At 71.5% G+C, this 17,041-nt stretch carries 9 protein-coding genes; 3 read left to right on the forward strand and 6 right to left on the reverse strand.

Annotated features, from left to right (window positions below):
- Positions 1-2 precede the first annotated feature (2 nt).
- Positions 3-2,912 (reverse strand): BTAD domain-containing putative transcriptional regulator, encoded by a 2,910-nt coding sequence (locus ACFUPX_RS21140; protein WP_383324518.1) that lies wholly within the window; start codon positions 2,910-2,912, stop codon positions 3-5.
- A 176-nt stretch (positions 2,913-3,088) separates the two neighbouring features.
- Between ACFUPX_RS21140 and ACFUPX_RS21145 the strand changes: the two genes are divergently transcribed.
- Both ACFUPX_RS21145 and ACFUPX_RS21150 read left to right on the forward strand, forming a co-directional pair.
- The gene (locus ACFUPX_RS21145; protein WP_383324521.1) at positions 3,089-3,436 is read left to right on the forward strand and encodes a hypothetical protein; all 348 of its coding nucleotides are present in this window, start codon (positions 3,089-3,091) and stop codon (positions 3,434-3,436) included.
- Positions 3,437-3,538: 102 nt separating this feature from the next.
- On the forward strand, positions 3,539-3,928 hold the full coding sequence (locus tag ACFUPX_RS21150; RefSeq protein ID WP_383324524.1) for a VOC family protein: 390 nt from the start codon (positions 3,539-3,541) through the stop codon (positions 3,926-3,928).
- 1 nt (position 3,929) lies between these two features.
- Here the strand turns inward: ACFUPX_RS21150 and ACFUPX_RS21155 are convergent, their stop codons facing one another.
- The 5 genes from ACFUPX_RS21155 to ACFUPX_RS21175 all read right to left on the reverse strand — a co-directional run bounded on the left by ACFUPX_RS21155 (position 3,930) and on the right by ACFUPX_RS21175 (position 15,008).
- On the reverse strand, positions 3,930-5,507 hold the full coding sequence (locus ACFUPX_RS21155) for an ABC transporter substrate-binding protein (RefSeq protein ID WP_383324527.1): 1,578 nt from the start codon (positions 5,505-5,507) through the stop codon (positions 3,930-3,932).
- A complete protein-coding gene (locus ACFUPX_RS21160; protein WP_383324530.1) occupies positions 5,504-7,648 on the reverse strand; it encodes an ATP-binding protein in 2,145 nt (714 codons plus the stop codon). Before ACFUPX_RS21160 ends, ACFUPX_RS21155 begins: the two co-directional genes overlap by 4 nt.
- 176 nt (positions 7,649-7,824) lie before the next feature.
- Positions 7,825-11,001: an NACHT domain-containing protein gene (locus tag ACFUPX_RS21165; protein WP_383324533.1), complete on the reverse strand. Its 3,177-nt coding sequence runs from the start codon at positions 10,999-11,001 to the stop codon at positions 7,825-7,827.
- Positions 11,002-11,115: 114 nt separating this feature from the next.
- Positions 11,116-13,857 carry an aconitate hydratase AcnA gene (gene acnA / locus ACFUPX_RS21170; protein WP_383324536.1) on the reverse strand — a complete coding sequence of 914 codons (2,742 nt, stop codon included), beginning with the start codon at positions 13,855-13,857 and terminating at the stop codon, positions 11,116-11,118.
- Positions 13,858-13,991: 134 nt separating this feature from the next.
- Positions 13,992-15,008, reverse strand: coding sequence for a LacI family DNA-binding transcriptional regulator (locus ACFUPX_RS21175; protein WP_383324539.1), 1,017 nt, complete (start codon positions 15,006-15,008; stop codon positions 13,992-13,994).
- Positions 15,009-15,127: 119 nt separating this feature from the next.
- Between ACFUPX_RS21175 and ACFUPX_RS21180 the strand changes: the two genes are divergently transcribed.
- Positions 15,128-17,029, forward strand: a complete 1,902-nt coding sequence (locus tag ACFUPX_RS21180; RefSeq protein ID WP_383324542.1) for an amidohydrolase — start codon at positions 15,128-15,130, stop codon at positions 17,027-17,029.
- Positions 17,030-17,041: the final 12 nt, after the last annotated feature.

Genomic DNA, 17,041 nt, shown 5'->3' on the forward strand with positions numbered 1-17,041 from the left:
GTTCACCCTGCCGCACTCCCGCCCAGCGCGAACCGCATGGGATCCCGCGTCCCCTCCCCCTCCGCGAACGCGGCCGCGTAGGCCCGCTCGCCGAGGGCGTGACGCACCCGGCGCTCGGCCTCGACATGGGCGCCGTGCAGCGGCCGCAGGCCCGTCAGCACGACGCCCGTCGTCCGCAGGAGCCGGCACGCCGCCCCTATCAGCCGGGCGGCCCTGGCGTGGTCGCCGGTCGCGGCGACGGCCCACGCCAGGCCCTCCAGACCCCACACGGGACCCCACCGGTCGCCGATGGCCCGCTGCCCGCGCAGGGAGTCGCGGAACAGCCGCACCGCCCGGTGCGGGTCGCCGTGCCGGAGCTCCGCGAGCCCCATGCCCCAAACCCCCCAGGAGCATGCCCAGCCCGCGCCATGGGCGTCGGCCTCGGTCATGTACTCCCGCCCGGCCGCGAGGGCGGGCTCCCGTTCGCCGAGGAAGGCCGCGGCCATGGCCCAGAGCATGGTGGCCATATGGGCGTCGCCCACCTGGCCACCCGCCCGGAAGCGCTCCCTGGCACCCGACAGGAGCGCGATGGCCCCCGCGTCCTCGTGCACGAGGAAGGCGAAGGCGCCCTCCATGTAGGCGAGTACGGCCGACGACGCGCCGTCCGCGAGGCCGTCGCCGAGCCGCACGCCCTCCGCCAGGAAACGCTCGGCGGCCGACTGGTCCCCCTGGCACAGCGCGATCCAGGCGGCGAGCGCCAGACAGCCGACGCGCAGCGGTGCGGGCGCCTGGGGAGCGAGGTCGAGCGCGCGGGTCAGCCAGTGCCGCCCTTCCCCGAGCGAGCTGCTGAAGAACCAGTAGCGGGTACGGGTGAGGCTGGCGGCGATCGCGAGGCCGGCCGTGGCGTCGCCCTCCCCCGTGACGCAGAAGTCCAGGGCCGCCCGCAGGTTCGCTGACTCCAGGCGCAGCCAGGACAGCCACGCGACCTCGTCGGGACCGCACCACCGCGCCGCCGCCCGCCCGGTCATGTCCGCGTAGTACGCGCAGTGGCGCCGCCGCAGCGCGATGTCCCCGCCGAGCTCCCGGAGCCTGCACTGCCCGTACTGACGCAGGGTCTCCAGCATGCGGTAGCGGGCCCGGGGCCCTGTCGTGTCGACGGTGAGCACCGACTTGTGCGCCAGCGCGGCAAGGACGTCCACGATGTCCTCGCGGGTGGTGCCCTCGTCCGGGCACACCGCCTCGGCCGCCGCGAGGTCGAAGCCGCCCGCGAACACCGACACCCCTGCCCACAGGCTCCGTTCGCGTGCGTCGCACAGGTCGTGGCTCCAGTCGACGACGCCGCGCAGGGTGCGCTGGTGCCGGGGCCCGGTGGGTGCCCCGGCATCGGAGAGGAGCCGGAACCGGTCGTCGAGGCGCTCCAGGATCTCCTCGGCCGAGAGGGCGCCCAGACGCACCGCGGCCAGCTCGATCGCCAGCGGAATGCCGTCGAGGCGCCGGCAGAGACGGCCCACCGCTTCTTCGTTGCGCCCGGTGATCCGGAAGTTCGGGGCGCAGGCCTCGGCACGGTCGGCGAGCAGCCGCACGGCCTCACACCGGGTCAGGGCCGCGGGTGCGCCCCGGTCCTGGGGGACGGCCAGCGGCGGTACGGGCAGGAGGTACTCCCCGGGGACGCGCAGCCCTTGGCGGCTGGTGGCCAGCACGCGCAGGCCCGGGGCAGCGGCGAGGAGCGTACCCACGAGGTGTCCGGCCGCCTCGGCGACGTGCTCGCAGTTGTCGAGCACCAGCAGCAGCCGCCGCTCCCGCAGGTGCTCGACGAGCACCTGCGTGCCGGGGCGCAGCGACTGGTCGGGGATGCCGAGCGCCTCGGCGACCGCGCGGTCCAGGAGCTTCGGTTCGGTGAGCGGAGCGAGGTCGGCGAGCCATGTCCCGTGCGGGTGGGCCCACGAGGCCTCGGCGGCGGCGCGCAGGGCCAGGCGCGTCTTGCCGACGCCGCCCGGTCCGGTGAGGGTGACGAGGCGGGCGCTCTCCAGGAGCTTGTGCGTGCTGCGGAGCATGCTCTCGCGGCCGATGAACGTCGTCGTCTCGGCGGGCAGGTTCCCTTCGGCCCGTGGGCCGCCCGGCGCCGAAGAGGCCGCCACGGCGGGTGAGGCCGCCGCGATCGGTGCGGGCGGTGCGATCAGGGAGGGGTCGGCGGTGAGCACCCGCTGATGGAGCTGCCACAGCTCAGGACCCGGGTCGACGCCCAACTCGTCGAGCAGCAGGGCGCTGACGGTCCGGTAGCAGTCCAGGGATTCGCCCTGTCGGCCCGAGCGGTAGAGGGCCAGCATGCGCTGGGCCCAGAAGCGCTCCTGGAGCGGGTGGGCGGCGGTGAGTTCGCGCAGCCGCGGCAGGACGTCCGTGTGCCGTCCGAGCTGGAAATCGGCGTCGGTGCGCAACTCCAGGGCGCCGAGGCGGCGTTCGTTCAGCGCGGGAGCGACCTCCAGGCGCAGCCGCTCCGACGGTACGTCCGCGAACGGCTCTCCGCGCCACAGCGCGAGGGCCTCGCCCAGGAGCGCCGAGGCCCGCTCCGCCGCCCGCGCCGCCGCGGCGGCCCGCGCACGCACCACCAGGGCATCGAACCGGTGCAGGTCCAGGGCGTCTTCGGGAACGTCGATGCGATAGCCGTCGGGGCAGGTGCGGATGGGTCCGCCGGACGGCCGGCTCAGGGCGTGGCGCAGCCGCAGGACGTAGTTCTGAAGGGCGTTGCGGGCGCCGTCCGGTGGTGCGTCCCACAGTCTGCCGATGAGGGTGTCGGTGGGGACGGCCTTGTTGGCGTCCACGAGCAGCGACGCCAGAAGCGCCCGCTGTTTGGCCGCCCGCATCGCCACGGGCCTGCTGCCGGACAGCACTTCAAGCGGCCCGAGAAGCCTGTACTCGAACTCCGTGATCCTCACCCCCGTAACCCAGAGTCATCATTCCAGCACGAGGGGTGAGTGTCGAGTGACCGTCGCGAGACCGGCACGACAGCGGCGCCCGGAAACATCACTGGAGTGCGGACGGCGGTGCACGAGCGGTGCACCGCGACGCCGACGCAGGAAACACGATCCAGGATCCAGAAGGAGACCAGCGCATGAACAAGTCTCACCGCCTCACCGGGTTCGCCCTCAGGCTCGCAGCGGTGGCTGCCGCCGCACTGCCGGTGTTCGCCGTCGCGCCGGGCGCGGCGGCGGCGGAGCGGGTACCGGCCGCGGCGGCCAAGGTGCTCAACTGCACGACGGACACCGACGGTTACTGGGGTCACGCGCACTGCACCAACAACACCGGGGTCGTGACGGCCTTCCGTGTCACGGTGGTCTGCGGGGAGTGGCCCGACACCGCCGGGGAGTGGAAGACGCTCAACCCGGGTGCGTCCGACGTGTCGAGTGCCCGCTGCATCGCCGGCACGGGTGTCGGCAGTGTGGGCTGGGAAGAGGGGTGACAGCGTGGTGTCGCCGTGCCTAAGATCGACGGCGACATCGCGTGTCGGTCACCGGCTGGGTGAGGCATGGAGGTGTCGGGAGATGCCTTCTGGAGGCATTCCTTGCCGGTCGAACTGAACCACACGATCATCCATGCCCGGGACAACCGGGAGTCCGCCGAGTTCTTCGCGGACCTGCTGGGCCTTGAGATCACCTCGGAGTGGGGCCCGTTCATCGCGGTGGAACTGAGCAACGGAGTCACATTGGACTTCGCCGCTGTCCCCGCGGAGAAGATCACCCCGCAGCACTACGCGTTCCTGGTCTCCGAGTCGGAGTTCGAGGCCGCGTACGAGAAGATCAAGGCGCGCGGCGTCGAGCACTGGGCCGACCCGCACCAGAAGTTGCCGGGCGAGTTCAACACGAACGACGGCGGCCGGGGGGTCTACTTCCTGGACCCGTCGGCGCACGCGATGGAGATCATCACGGTGCCGTACGGCGGCTTCCCCGCGTAGTTCACGACGGGCAGCTCTTCTCCTTGTCCCCCCGGTACGTCCGGTACAGCGGCAGCTTCTCCTTGCCGCCGGAGCGGGCCACCGGGGGGAACTCGATGATCGGGACGGGCTTGCAGACCGCCCACTGGTTGTTCTCGCCGGGGCCGGTGAAGCCGTACGTGCCGCCCGCCCCGACGAGGCAGCCGGTGCACGTGCCGCCGCTGATGGTCGAGAAGGTGAGCGTGCTGTACACGTCCTTGACGGAGGGCATCCGCGCCGGATCGGAGGTCTCCTTGTCGCCTTCGGTGATCTCGCTGTACGAACGGTCGACGGCGGACGCAAGGAGCGCGAACCCGTCGTAGTACATGGCCGCGTACCCGTCCGCCAGGGCCTTGGTCCCCAGTTCGTGCTCGCTGTCGATCTTCTTGAAGCGCGCGTGGAAGGGGGAGAAGCCCGAGGGCGCCGCGCCGGGGTCCTTCCCCCAGGCGGGGTCGTAGGCCGAGGCGTCGACGATCGTGGCCCTGGCCCTGTCCAGGCTGCGTTCGATGTCGGGGGAGGTGAGCGTCGGCTCCAGGCCGATGCCGACCTTGAGGATCCGCAGCTTGCCGCTGCGCTCACAACCGCCCTCGTTGGCCAGGCGGTTGATGAAGGCGGGCAGATCCTGGTCGCGCCCCGCGAAGAAGACCGTGTCCGCCTGGTCGCGGCAGATCCTCGCGACGGCGTCGGCGAAGCGCTGCGGTATGCCCTGGTCCTCGCCCGACGAGCCTATGTAGTGGGAGTTGTGGTTCTTGAGGTCGTAGGTCTTGCCGAAGTGCCGGTCGAAGACCTTGCGCAGGTTCTGGGAGTACACGTCGCCCTCGCGGCTGTCCCAGAGCAGCAGGCCCTTCTCCTTCTGCGGATAGCGGTCGAGGTAGCGGGAGAGGGCCTTGGCGAACTGTTCGTTGTTGGGCGAGGTCTTGAAGAAGTACCGGAAGTTCATGGAGGCGGCGGTGATCACCGGGCCGACCGTGGGGATGCCGCGCCTGGTGAGCTCGGCGACCGACTTGCGGGTCTCCGTCGTACTGCTCGGGATGCCCGTCACACCCACCAGCGGGGTCTCCTTGTCCCGTGTCATCTCGGCGAGGCGGTCGACGACGGGCTTCCACTCGCCCAGGTGCTTGCCGTCGGGGGCGAAGAGCAGTTGGTAGTGCGGCCCGCTCGCGCTGTTCGCCTCCAGTTGCGCGGCGAGGGCGCCGGCGAGCGCGCGGCGGATCATGTCGCCGGTCATCGCGCTGGACGCGTTCGAGGTGAAGGGCATCATCAGGGCGACCCGTACGTACGGGACCGGGGCCTTGTCGCCCGACGGGTTCTCCCAGTCCTGCCGGACCCGGTCGTTCTCGTCCGCCACGGCCTCGATGAGGCTCTTGGTCTTCTCGTCCGCGTCGAAGGCCTGGTCGGTGACGCCGACGCACTCCCCCGCGATCTCCTCGAGGCCGTCGCCGCACGGGCCGGGGCGCGAGCTGTTCCAGGTGAGGAGGCCCGCGACGAGGGCGATGACCACCACCGCGGTCACGAGCCATTCGAGGGGGCCCCACTCCTTGGGCGGGTGGTTGAACATCATGACCCCTCACTGGCGGGGACGGGCAGGACCTGCCGTTTGCGGGCCGCCACCGGCCAGTCGCGGGCGGCTCGGCCGAGGGCCGCGTACCAGGTGTGGTGGCGTCGGGAGAGATATCCGAGTTCGTCGCCCACGGCCTGGCACAGGGTCTCGGCGTCCGTGTCGATCGCCGCGTCGGCGTACGGCTCGGAGAGATACCACAGGGCGTGCAGGAGCCGGTTGATGGAGCGGCCCGCCTCGTCGAGGTGGGCGAACCGGGCGGCGTGCTCGCCCAGGGCGATCTCCACCCGGTGATCGATCCAACCGCCGGTGTCCTCATGGGGGTTGACGGCATCCGGGGCGTTGCGTGGCGGCGGGGTCGGGGCGGTGGCGCAGTGCCGCAGGCATTTCAGCCAGTGCTCGACGCTCTGCACCGCCTCCTCCGCGCCGAACTCGTCCGCCAGCATCTCGACCACCCCTGCCGCGTTCCCCGCGGCCAGGTTGTGCCGCAGCGCGTCCGCCTCGCCCATGGCGGAGCGCTGCACGTGGTAGCGGTGCAGGAAGCGGTGGATCTCGTGCCAGCTGTGCGGGTCGTCGGGGGGCGGCGAGGTGCGGCGGGCCTCATGGACCAGGAGCGCCTGGAGCAGCCTGCTCTCGACCAAAGGGCCCTCGACGGGCACGGACTGCTGCCACTGCCGCTCCACCAGGTACTGCGCCGCCGCGTTGGCGGGCAGTTGCTCGGGCCCGTCGAGCCGCAGGTCCTCGGCGAGGGCCTCCGCGGTCGCGTTGTCCCGTGCCAGGCAGAGCACGAGGAGCCGGTCGCGCTGACGCCGGTCCGGCAGCAGGTCTTCCAGGAGCACCTGGGTGACCGGGCGGCCCTGCGGGGTGGGCAGGTCGAGCAGGTCCCTGGGGGCCACCGTGCGGTTCTGCCGGGCCGCGTGCACCACGGCGTCGCACAGGAGGGTGCCTGCCGCCGGGTGCCCGCCGGTCAGGGAGTGCAGCGCCGACGCCAGGTGCGGGTGGAGCAGTCGCGCGGAGGCCCGGTCGAGCATCGACAGGACGTCGTCCCTGCCCAGGGGCGTGAGCGGCACGACGAGCAGTCCGGCGGAGGGGTCGTGTCCGGTGCGCTGCCAGATGGCGGCGGCCTGCTTGCGCCGCGCGCCGCCCACGGTCGGCAGCAGGTCGGTCAGTTCGCGGCGCACGGCCTGCGGCGCCTCCTCGTGGGGTACGTCCCCCAGGCGGGTGGCGACGACGGTGATCCGGTCGCGGTACGGCCGCCGCACGGTGGCGCGGTGTTCGAGGAGCAGGTCAAGGAAGCGCTGCCCGGCGGGGGCGTGCGCCTCGTCGAGGAGGATCAGCGGCCAGGGCTCGCGGTTCAGGTGCCGCACCAGGCCGTAGGCGCCTGCCACCTCCTCCAGGAAGGCGGCCATGAGGGTGTTCTCGACGGCGTTGCGGTAGTCGCCGCCCCGGTGGAAGCGCCGGCCGAGCTCCAGCAGGGCGTCCGGTTTCCCGGTGGCGCCGTCCGGAGTGGTGTGCCGCCGGCCGTACCAGGTGCGGGCCGCGGCGAGCACGCGCAGGGACTGGAGCTCGCGCAGAATCGCCGCGGTGACCGGCTGCGAGCCGTCGTCGTCCTGGACCTCGATACCGGCGGCGGTCGCGCCCGCCGCCTCGGCGACGGAGGCCTCGACCCGCTCCGACCACTGCCGTGCCACATCCCGCTCGCCCCCGGCGAGGAGACCGCAGGCGATGAGGAGCCGGGCGTGCCGGGCGCACACGGCGTCCCGGCCGTCCGCGTCGTCGACGGACCAGCCGGACACCGCGAACAGGCCGGGCACCAGGACGGGGAACAGACCGAGCCCGGGTGCCAGCGCGCACACGATCCGCTCCAGGACCTGCACGAAGTCGGCGGCCCGCGCGGCGTGCACACTTCCCGGCTCCGCGGGGACGACGGGCACGGCGGCGGACTCCCCCGGCACGACGACCCGCACATGGGCCAGCGGGAGCCTCTTGTGGTAGTGGCGCGCGAGCCCGTCCAGGACGGCGCTGCGGCCGAGGCCGTGCTGTCCGGTGAGCAGGACGACGGGCACGTCGTCCCCGAACTCCCGTTTCCTGCGCGCCCGTTCCTCGTACGCCAGCCCTGTGAGGGACGGAATGAGTGAGCCCACCAGAGGACCGCGACCGTACAGCAGTGGTGTTTGCGGCTTGCCCATCCCTCGATTTCCCGCTTCCCCCTGGGAGCTCGCCGGCCGCCACCGGGGCGAGGCGCAGCGCTCCCCCGGTCACCAGCCGCTGACTACTGCTCCTACTCCCCTCGGAACAGTGGAACTTACCCCCGTTCGCTTCAGGGTTGCGGGTAAATCTCCAGATCGACCCGGTCAGGGAGGTTCGCCGCCGCACGAACCTCCCCCGGGTACGCGAGTCTGACCCGCCGCAGCCCGGACAGTCCGGCCAGATGCGAGAGATCGATGTCGGTGCCCTGGGTCAGATGGATCTCGACAAGGCCCGGCAGCCTGCGGGCGATGCGCCGCAGCGACACGGGCGCGCCCGGCTTGGCGTACACATAGAGGTGGGTGACCTGCGAGACCTGCGCCTTGGGGTCGAAGAGCAGTGTGCTCAGCTGCTCCGGGGAGAGGGTCAGGGTGCGCAGTTCGGGCAGTCGGGCGAGCAGGGCGCCCCACCCGTCCGGCAGCAGCCGCTCCCCCGCTTCGTGCAGGCGCAGTTCCTCCAGTGCCTGGAAGTGGCCGATCTCCGCCAGGTCGACCGTGCCCAGCGGCAGCGTGAGGACGCGCAGGCCTCCGAGGCGGGACAGGTCGGCGAGCCCACGCCAGGGCACTTGGAGCCCCAGGTGCAGGGCGCTCAGACGCGGACACTCCGCCAGCTTCGCCAGTGGTTCGAACTGCGGGAGGTCTTCGAGTACGAGGGTGTGCAGCTGGGGCAGCAGGGTGAGCGGCGCGGGCTCCCTGACGTTGCGGCAGCCTTGCAGGGTGAGGCTCTCCAGCGCGGGGAAGTCCGCGAGCAGATCGAGGTCGTCCAGCCGGAGCACGCCGCGCAGCCGCAGCTCGCGCAGGCGCCGGGGGTCAAGCGCCGCCCGTACGGCCTCGGGGGCGAAGTCGCCGTGGATGCCGACGCGTTCGCATCCGGGCAGGGTGGCGAGGGCGTCGAGTTCCGCGCCCGAGCGCACGGTGACGGGCTGCGAGGGGTCCGCGGTGAGGAGCGGGCGGATGATCTCGTCGGCGTACACATTGGTCTCGAACCGGTCCCAGTGGCCCAGGAGTTGGGCCCGGACCACCGGCTGGCGGGTGTCCAGGAACTCCGTGAGGCGCGGGATGGCTGCGTCGCCGCCGATCTGGCAGATCGCGTGGACGGTCGCGAGCTCCTCGTCGCCCTCCAGGTCCTGGGCCCCGGGCAGCAGGCCGAGCAGCAGCGGGCCCGTGCGCGCCAGGACCCTGGCCTGGCGCAGGCTGCGCGGCGGGACCATGCGCGCCGCCTCGGTCTCGATGGTCTGCCGCACGCCGGGGTCCAGGCGGGTGGCCTGCTCCAGCGAGGCGAGGGCGAGCAGCCGCAGTCTGGCCTGGATCGTCGCGTCCTTCTCGCGGTTGCCGCGTTCGTTGAGCCGCATGAGCAGATCGGCGCGTCCGTTGTGATCGCTCTGCGCGACGGCCATCTGCACCACGTCCTCCCACTGCTCGGCGTGTGCGTTCTTCACCAGAATGCCGAAGTCCCGCTCTTCGAGCACCGCCTTGGCCCCGAGATAATCCAGAAAGGTGCGGTGGATGAAGTCCACCGATCCCGGGGCGGGTTCGCGCAGCACTCCGGTGCGTTCGATGAGGTACTGCAGGGCGTCTTCGGGTTCGCCCATCCTCTGGAGGCTCGGCACCTGGGGCTGAAGCCTGCGAAGCAACTCCACGGCGTCCGCGTGTTCGATCTGGGTGCGTTCGTTGCGGATCAGCCAGTACGCCAGGCGCTTGAGGGGTTCGGCGGCGGCCTCCTCGTCGAGCTTGAGGCCGCGCAGTCCGCGCTCCACGTCGCGCCGTTCGAGCAGCATGGTCAGGGCCGCCTTGTAGAGGGCGGCGCGCCCCTGGGGCAGATAGCCGCCGCGCTCCGCGTGCAGGGCGCAGATCAGGGTGCACATCAGCGGGTTGGTGGCGAGCCTGCTCAACTCCGGGCGTGCACGCAGTGATTCGATCAGCCGGCCATCCTGACCCTCGCGTTTCGCGGCCGTGTGCCACCGCTGGATGAAGCGCCGGAGGTCGTCGGGGCGCAGGGCGTTGAGGGTGAACTCGTAGAAGCCCTCGCGCTCCAGCCAGCCGGGGGCGAGCGCGGAGGGGCGGGTGGTGGCCAGCCACAGGTTGCCGGAGAAGGCGGCGAGCAGCCTGCGCAGCCAGTCGCGGGTGCGCATGCGGTCGACCTTGGGAATCTCGTCGAGGCCGTCGACGAGCAGGACACCACGGCCGTTCTGCAGCACGCGCGCCGCCCAGCCGTCGGGTTCGGTGCCCGCGTGCGGGCAGCCCGTCCGGCGCAGGAAGTCGTCGGGCAGCGGCAGTTCGGTGCCCTCGCGGACCAGGGTGCGCAGCGGCAGCACGAAGGGGACGCGGCCCAGGAGCTGGGGCAGATGACCCGGCACCGACTCCTGCCGCGCGGTGGTCAGGGCAAGCCATTGGACGAGCGTGGTCTTGCCCGTACCCGCATGCCCGTTGAGCAGAACGCGTCCGTGTCCGACGAGGACGGTCTCGACGCTCTCCTCGATCTCCGGCGCCCTGCCCTCGCCCGCCACGTCCGGTTCGTCGTCCACGGCGGCCGTCGCGACGGCCCGCTGGCTCAGATAGGCGCTCTCCAGGGGCCACTCCTTGCCGCTGGGGTCGCGCAGATCCACTCCATAGAGGGTGAGGCTGCCGTACCGCTCGACGACGTAGTGCGCGTACTTCTCCTCGAAGCGGGCGTCCGCCGCCGTCCAGTCGTCGCCCGAGACGCGGCGCAGGATGACCTCCAACTGCTCGCGCTGGCGCCGCAGTTCCCGGGAGTCCTCCAGTTGGGCGCGGGCGGCGAAGCCGGGCCGCTGGGTGAAGAACCGCACGAGGTGCACGCACGCCGTCTGCAGGAGTACGTCGTGGAAGAGGGCCGCGTCGCGGGTGAGCAGCCTGCGGGTGCTCGGCCCGGCCTGCCGGGACAGCTCCCTGGCCAGCTCCTCGGGCCCGAGCACGAAGACCTGCACGTCGTCCATGTCGAGCTCGCCGAGGGCGAAGAGGGTGCGGGTCAGGGCCTGCCCGACGGCGTCGTGCTCGTCGTCCGCGATCGGCCGCTCGTGCGGCCCCGCGGACCGTACCGCCCGGCGCACCAGCTCGCGGGCGAGCCGGTGCATGTCGTCCTTGCTGAGCGTGGGGTGGTCCCCCGCGAAGGACAGCAGCCCCTTGATCCGGACGGGCCGTTCGCCGTACTCGGCTCCGGGCGCCTTGGGCGGCGGAAGCAGCAGCCGTTTCAGCAACGGCACCACGACCGAGGAGGCGACTTTGATGCCCACTGCTCCAGCGTCCACAGAATCCCCCGTCGCCGCCGCGCGCTCCCTGGTACACAAAGCGTAGGGCCCGCACCCCCCGGTATGGGGGATGCGGGCCCAACTGCCCTACGGCAATGCCTACTTGCGGATCAGCGAACGCAGTACGTACTGCATGATGCCGCCGTTGCGGTAGTAGTCCGCCTCACCGGGGGTGTCGATGCGGACGACCGCGTCGAACTCCACGCCGGTGTCGGTGGTGACCTTGACCGTGCGGGGGGTCGTGCCGTTGTTCAGCTCGGTCACGCCGGTGAAGGAGAAGGCCTCTTCGCCGGTCAGGCCCAGGGTCTCGGCGCTCTGGCCCTCCGGGAACTGGAGCGGCAGGACGCCCATGCCGATGAGGTTCGAGCGGTGGATGCGCTCGTACGACTCGGCGATGACGGCCTTCACGCCGAGCAGCGCGGTGCCCTTGGCGGCCCAGTCGCGGGACGAACCGGAGCCGTACTCCTTGCCCGCGAGGATCGCGAGGGGGGTGCCGGCCGCCTGGTAGTTCTGCGAGGCGTCGTAGATGAAGGAGACGGGGGCGTCAGCGGCAGCGTCGGCCTTCGTGAAGTCGCGGGTGAAGCCGCCCTCGGTGCCCGGCGCGATCTGGTTGCGCAGGCGGATGTTGGCGAACGTGCCGCGGATCATGACCTCGTGGTTACCACGGCGCGAGCCGTAGGAGTTGAAGTCGCGACGCTCGACGCCGTGCTCCGTGAGGTACTTGCCGGCCGGGGTGTCGGCCTTGATCGCACCGGCCGGGGAGATGTGGTCGGTGGTGACCGAATCGCCCAGCTTGGCCAGGACGCGGGCGCCCGTGATGTCGGCGACCGGGGTCGTCTCCATCGTCATGCCCTCGAAGTAAGGGGGCTTACGGACGTAGGTCGACTGCGGGTCCCACTCGAAGGTGTTGCCGGTCGGGATGGAGAGCGCCTGCCACTGGGCGTCGCCCGCGAAGACGTCCTGGTAGGACTTGTTGAACATGTCCTCGCCGATGGAGTTGGCGACGACGTCGTTCACCTCGGCCTCGGTGGGCCAGATGTCCGTCAGGTAGACCGGGTTGCCGTCCTGGTCGGCGCCCAGCGCGTCCTTGGTGATGTCCACCTTCATCGAACCCGCGATGGCGTACGCGACGACCAGCGGCGGGGACGCCAGGTAGTTCATCTTGACGTCGGGGTTGATGCGGCCCTCGAAGTTCCGGTTGCCGGAGAGGACGGACGTCACGGCCAGGTCGGCGTCGTTGACCGCCTTGGAGACCTCCTCGGGCAGCGGGCCCGAGTTGCCGATGCAGGTGGTGCAGCCGTAGCCGACGAGGTTGAAGCCGACCTTGTCCAGGTAGGGGGTGAGCCCCGCCTTGTCGAAGTAGTCGGTGACGACCTTGGAGCCCGGGGCGAGGGTGGTCTTGACCCACGGCTTGCGGGTCAGGCCCTTCTCGACGGCCTTCTTCGCGACGAGCGCGGCGGCGACCATCACGTACGGGTTCGACGTGTTGGTGCAGGAGGTGATCGCGGCGACGGTGACGGCGCCGTGGTCGATCTCGTACGTCGAGCCGTCGGGGGCGGTGACCGTGGTCGGCTTCGACGGGGTGCCGTTGGAGACGGCCGGGGCGTCGGAGGCCGGGAAGGACTCCTTGCCCGCCTCGGAGTCGTCCGAGACGTAGTTGCGCACGTCCTGGGCGAACTGCTGCGAGGCGTTGGCGAGGACGATGCGGTCCTGGGGACGCTTCGGGCCGGCGATGGAGGGGACGACCGTGGAGAGGTCGAGCTCCAGCTTCTCGGAGAAGTCGGGCTCGGCGGCCGGGTCGAGCCAGAGGCCCTGCTCCTTGGCGTACGCCTCGACGAGCGCGACCTGCTGGGCGTCACGGCCGGTCAGGCGGAGGTACTTCAGCGTCTCGTCGTCGATCGGGAAGATCGCGGCGGTGGAGCCGAACTCCGGCGACATGTTGCCGATGGTGGCGCGGTTGGCGAGGGAGGTGGCGGCGACGCCCTCTCCGTAGAACTCGACGAACTTGCCGACGACGCCGTGCTTGCGCAGCATCTCGGTGATGGTCAGCACGAGGTCCGTGGCGGTGGTGCCCGCGGGCAGCTCACCGGTCAGCTTGAAGCCGACGACGCGCGGGATGAGCATGGAGACCGGCTGGCCCAGCATCGCGGCCTCGGCCTCGATGCCGCCGACGCCCCAGCCGAGCACGCCCAGGCCGTTGACCATCGTGGTGTGCGAGTCGGTGCCGACCAGCGTGTCGGGGTAGGCCTGGCCGTTACGGACCATGACCGTGCGCGCCAGGTGCTCGATGTTGACCTGGTGGACGATGCCGGTGCCCGGGGGGACGACCTTGAAGTCGTCGAAGGCGGTCTGGCCCCAGCGCAGGAACTGGTAGCGCTCCTTGTTGCGGCCGTACTCCAGCTCGACGTTCTGACCGAAGGCGTCCTTGGTGCCGAACTTGTCGGCGATCACGGAGTGGTCGATGACCAGCTCGGCCGGGGAGAGCGGGTTGACCTTGTCCGCGTCGCCACCGAGCTCCTTGACGGCCTCACGCATCGTGGCGAGGTCCACGACGCAGGGCACGCCGGTGAAGTCCTGCATGATCACGCGGGCCGGCGTGAACTGGATCTCCTGCGAGGGCTGGGCCTGGGAGTCCCAGCCGCCGATCGCACGGATGTGGTCGGCGGTGATGTTCGCGCCGTCCTCGGTGCGGAGCAGGTTCTCCAGCAGCACCTTCAAGCTGTAAGGGAGGCGCGCGGAGCCCTCGACCTTGTCCAGCTTGAAGATCTCGTACGACTCGTCGCCCACGCGCAGCGTGCTGCGGGCGTCGAAGCTGTTCGCCGACACGACAGTCTCCTTCATATATGTGCGCGTTTCCGTCACATCCTGCCGCCACGACTCCTCGTCGATCCGCTAAGGTAAGGCTTAGTTAGGTAACCCTTACCGAGTGGCGGCTTCTGGTGCGCCTCGGCAGATATCTCGATGTCGAGATAACTCTAGTACATCCCCCGGCGTCGCGACGAGGCGCGGGGCCTCAGACCGGCGGGCACCAGCACCGGACCGGGCACTTCGGCCTGTCGATTTCCCGCTTGCCCCGTCACTGGCTGCTCTCCTTCGATCAGGTCGACGAGGAGGGACACGGCCGTGCGCGCCGTGCGTTCCGGGTCGAGGGTCACCGTGGTGACCGGCGGTTCGGTCTGTGCGTAGCCCGGATCCTCGCTCGCGCACACGAGCAGCAGATCGTCCGGGACGCGCAGGCCGTGCCGGGCCGCCGCGGCGAGGAGCTGGCGGCCGCCGGGGTCGTAGACGGCGTGGACGGCGTCGATCCGTCCGAGCACCTCGTCGAAGGCGTGACCTTCATCGTCGTCCTCATCGAAGGGGATCACCAGCGGGGACATCGCGTGGTCGGCGCACCAGGTGACGTACGCCGCCGTCACCATGCGCGCGTAGTGCTCGCCGCCGCTGCCCGACTGGAGCGCGATCCGGCGCGCGCCGGACGCGGCGAGGTGGTCGAGCACCTCGTGGGTGGTGGCCACGTGGTCGTTGTCGACCCAGCGGTCGCCGGGGCGCGCGTCGCCCGGGGCGCCGTCGAAGACGAGCGGGATGCCGCGGGCGCGCAGCGCCTGGACCATCGGGTCCCCGCGCGGGCTGTCCATGATCAGCATGCCGTCGACGGCCAGGCCGTGCCAGGTGTCCTGCGCGACGCGGTCGGCGGGGAAGGCGGTGAGGGCGTAGCCGCGGGCGTGGGCCGCGGTGGTCGCCGCCGCGATGGCGCGGGAGAAGTAGGCGACCTCGGTGTAGCGCCATGCTCTCGGGTACGTGGTGACGGCGACGCCGATGGTTCTTGTTCCGGCGGCGGCGCCGTACCCCAGGGCGGTGGCGGTTTCCCGCACCCTGCGGCGAGTCGATTCGCCCACGCGGCCCGTGCCGTTCAGGGCGTGCGAGACCGTCGCGGTCGATACCTCCGCTGCGCGGGCTATGTCGGCGAGGGTGGGCCTTGGCACGGGGCACATCGTACGGATTCCGTGGCGGGCGGTGGGTTCTGGTTAACGGGTTACGCGGCGAGTCTTCGTACCGCCCGCTTCGCGGCGGATCTTTCCCGCCCACCCACTCGATCACCCCGGAGTGCCCTATGCCGTCTCCGCTCCGCCCTTCCCTCTCCTCCCTCTCCTCCCTCTCCCGCCGAAACCTCATCGCCACCGCGGGCGCCACCGGGCTGCTCGCCGCCGTAGGCGCCGCGCCCGCCGTCGCCGCACCCCGGCGATCCGCCGCCCTCGTCGTGCACAACGCCCGCGTCTTCACCGGCACTCGGCGGCACGACCATGCGCGGGCCGTCGCCGTCGGGCGGGACGGGAAGATCCTGGCCGTCGGGAGCGACGCCTCGCTGAAGCGGTTCATCGGGCGGGACACCGAGGTCGTCGACGCGCGCGGCGGGACCCTCATGAGCGGCATCCACGACGGTCACGCCCATCCGATGGACGCCGCGAGCCGCTCGCTCAAGCCGTCCCTCGCCGGCGCCGAGCAGACCGTCGCCGATCTCCAGAAGACCCTGACGGACTTCCTGAAGGACTCCGCCGACCAGGAGCCCGACGGGTGGCTCGTCGTGGAGGACTGGAACCCCGTGGGTCTCCTTCCGCACGGGACCGCCCCGCACCACTCCATGCTGGACGCGCTGCCGACCCGGCGCCCCGTCGTCCTGCGCGGCGGCGACGGGCACAACATCTGGGTCAACCAGCGCGCCCTGGACGTCGCGGGCGTCACCGCCTCGACGCCGGACCCGGTCGGCGGAAAGATCGTCAAGGGCTCGGACGGCAAGCCCACCGGCGTGCTCAAGGACGACGCCCAGCCGCTCGTCACCCGGCACATACCGGAGCCCGACCAGGCCCAGCTCGTCGCCGCGGCCGAGAAGACCCTGGCCGAAGCCGCCGCCTCCGGCATCACCACCTTCATGGAAGCCGTCGTCGGCAAGAGCGAGTTGGCCCTCTACAAGGCGCTCTCCGAGAGCGGGAAGCTGCCGCAGCGCATCGTGCCCGCCCTGCGCATCGAATCCGGCATGACCAAGGACCCGGCCGCCGCCCTCGCCTACGCACGCGGCCTGCGCGACACGTTCGGCGGCGTACGGGGACTCCGGTTCGGCACGGTGAAGGTCTTCCTCGACGGGGTCATCGAGTACCCCGCCCAGACGGCCGCGCTGCTCAAGCCCTATCTGGACGGGGAGGGCAAGCCCACCGGCCACCGCGGCGAGCTGTACGTGTCCGCGGCGGACTACGGCCGGCTCACCGCCGCCTTCAACAAGGACGGCTGGCAGATGCACGCGCACGCCATCGGCGACCGCGCGGTCCGTACCTCCCTAGACGGGTACGCGTACGCCCTGCGCACGACCGGAGCGCGCGGTCTGCGCAATACCACCGCCCATCTCCAACTCGTCGACCCCGCCGACCTGCCGCGCTTCGCCCAGCTCGGCGTCACCCCCTGCATGCAGCTCCAGTGGGCCACCCGCAACACCTGGACCATGGACGCCCTGCTGCCCTACATCGGAGCCGGGCGCCACCGCTGGCAGTACCCGGCGCGCAGCCTGGAGCGGCACGGGGCGCGGCTCTCCGGTGGCTCGGACTGGCCCGTCGATCCGCTCCAGGTGTGGAACCAGGTGCGGACCGCCGTCGACCGGTTCGGGAACGAGGGCGAGGGCGATCTGTACCGCGAGCAGGAGGGCCTGAGCCGCTCGTCCGCCCTGCTCATGCACACCCTGGGCACGGCGCGCCAACTCCGTATGGACCATCTGACCGGGACCGTCGAAACGGGAAAGTCGGCCGATCTGGTGCTGCTGGACCGCGATGTGACGCGGTGTCCGGTGGCCGATATCAGTTCCTCCGAGGTGCGTCTGACGTTGACCGGAGGCACAGTGGTGCACGACGCCGACTCGTCGGCCGGGCGCGCTGCCGCCGCCCGGGTGACGCGCGCGGCGGCGGGACCACGGCCCGCGGCGCAGGCCGCGGTGCACGGTGGGCGGCATGCCTCGTGCGGATGCGGCTGACCCCGTACGGGC

This window comes from Streptomyces sp. NPDC057302 (genome assembly GCF_042667685.1).
Taxonomy (GTDB): Bacteria; Actinomycetota; Actinomycetes; order Streptomycetales; family Streptomycetaceae; genus Streptomyces.

What these genes read in the sequence shown, in the direction of transcription:
- ACFUPX_RS21145 (WP_383324521.1), top strand. Translation starts at nt 3,089, where the DNA reads ATGAACAAGTCTCACCGCCTCACCGGGTTCGCCCTCAGGCTCGCAGCG.
- ACFUPX_RS21175 (WP_383324539.1), bottom strand. Translation starts at nt 15,008, where the DNA reads ATGTGCCCCGTGCCAAGGCCCACCCTCGCCGACATAGCCCGCGCAGCG.
- acnA (WP_383324536.1), bottom strand. Translation starts at nt 13,857, where the DNA reads ATGAAGGAGACTGTCGTGTCGGCGAACAGCTTCGACGCCCGCAGCACG.
- ACFUPX_RS21155 (WP_383324527.1), bottom strand. Translation starts at nt 5,507, where the DNA reads ATGATGTTCAACCACCCGCCCAAGGAGTGGGGCCCCCTCGAATGGCTC.
- ACFUPX_RS21180 (WP_383324542.1), top strand. Translation starts at nt 15,128, where the DNA reads ATGCCGTCTCCGCTCCGCCCTTCCCTCTCCTCCCTCTCCTCCCTCTCC.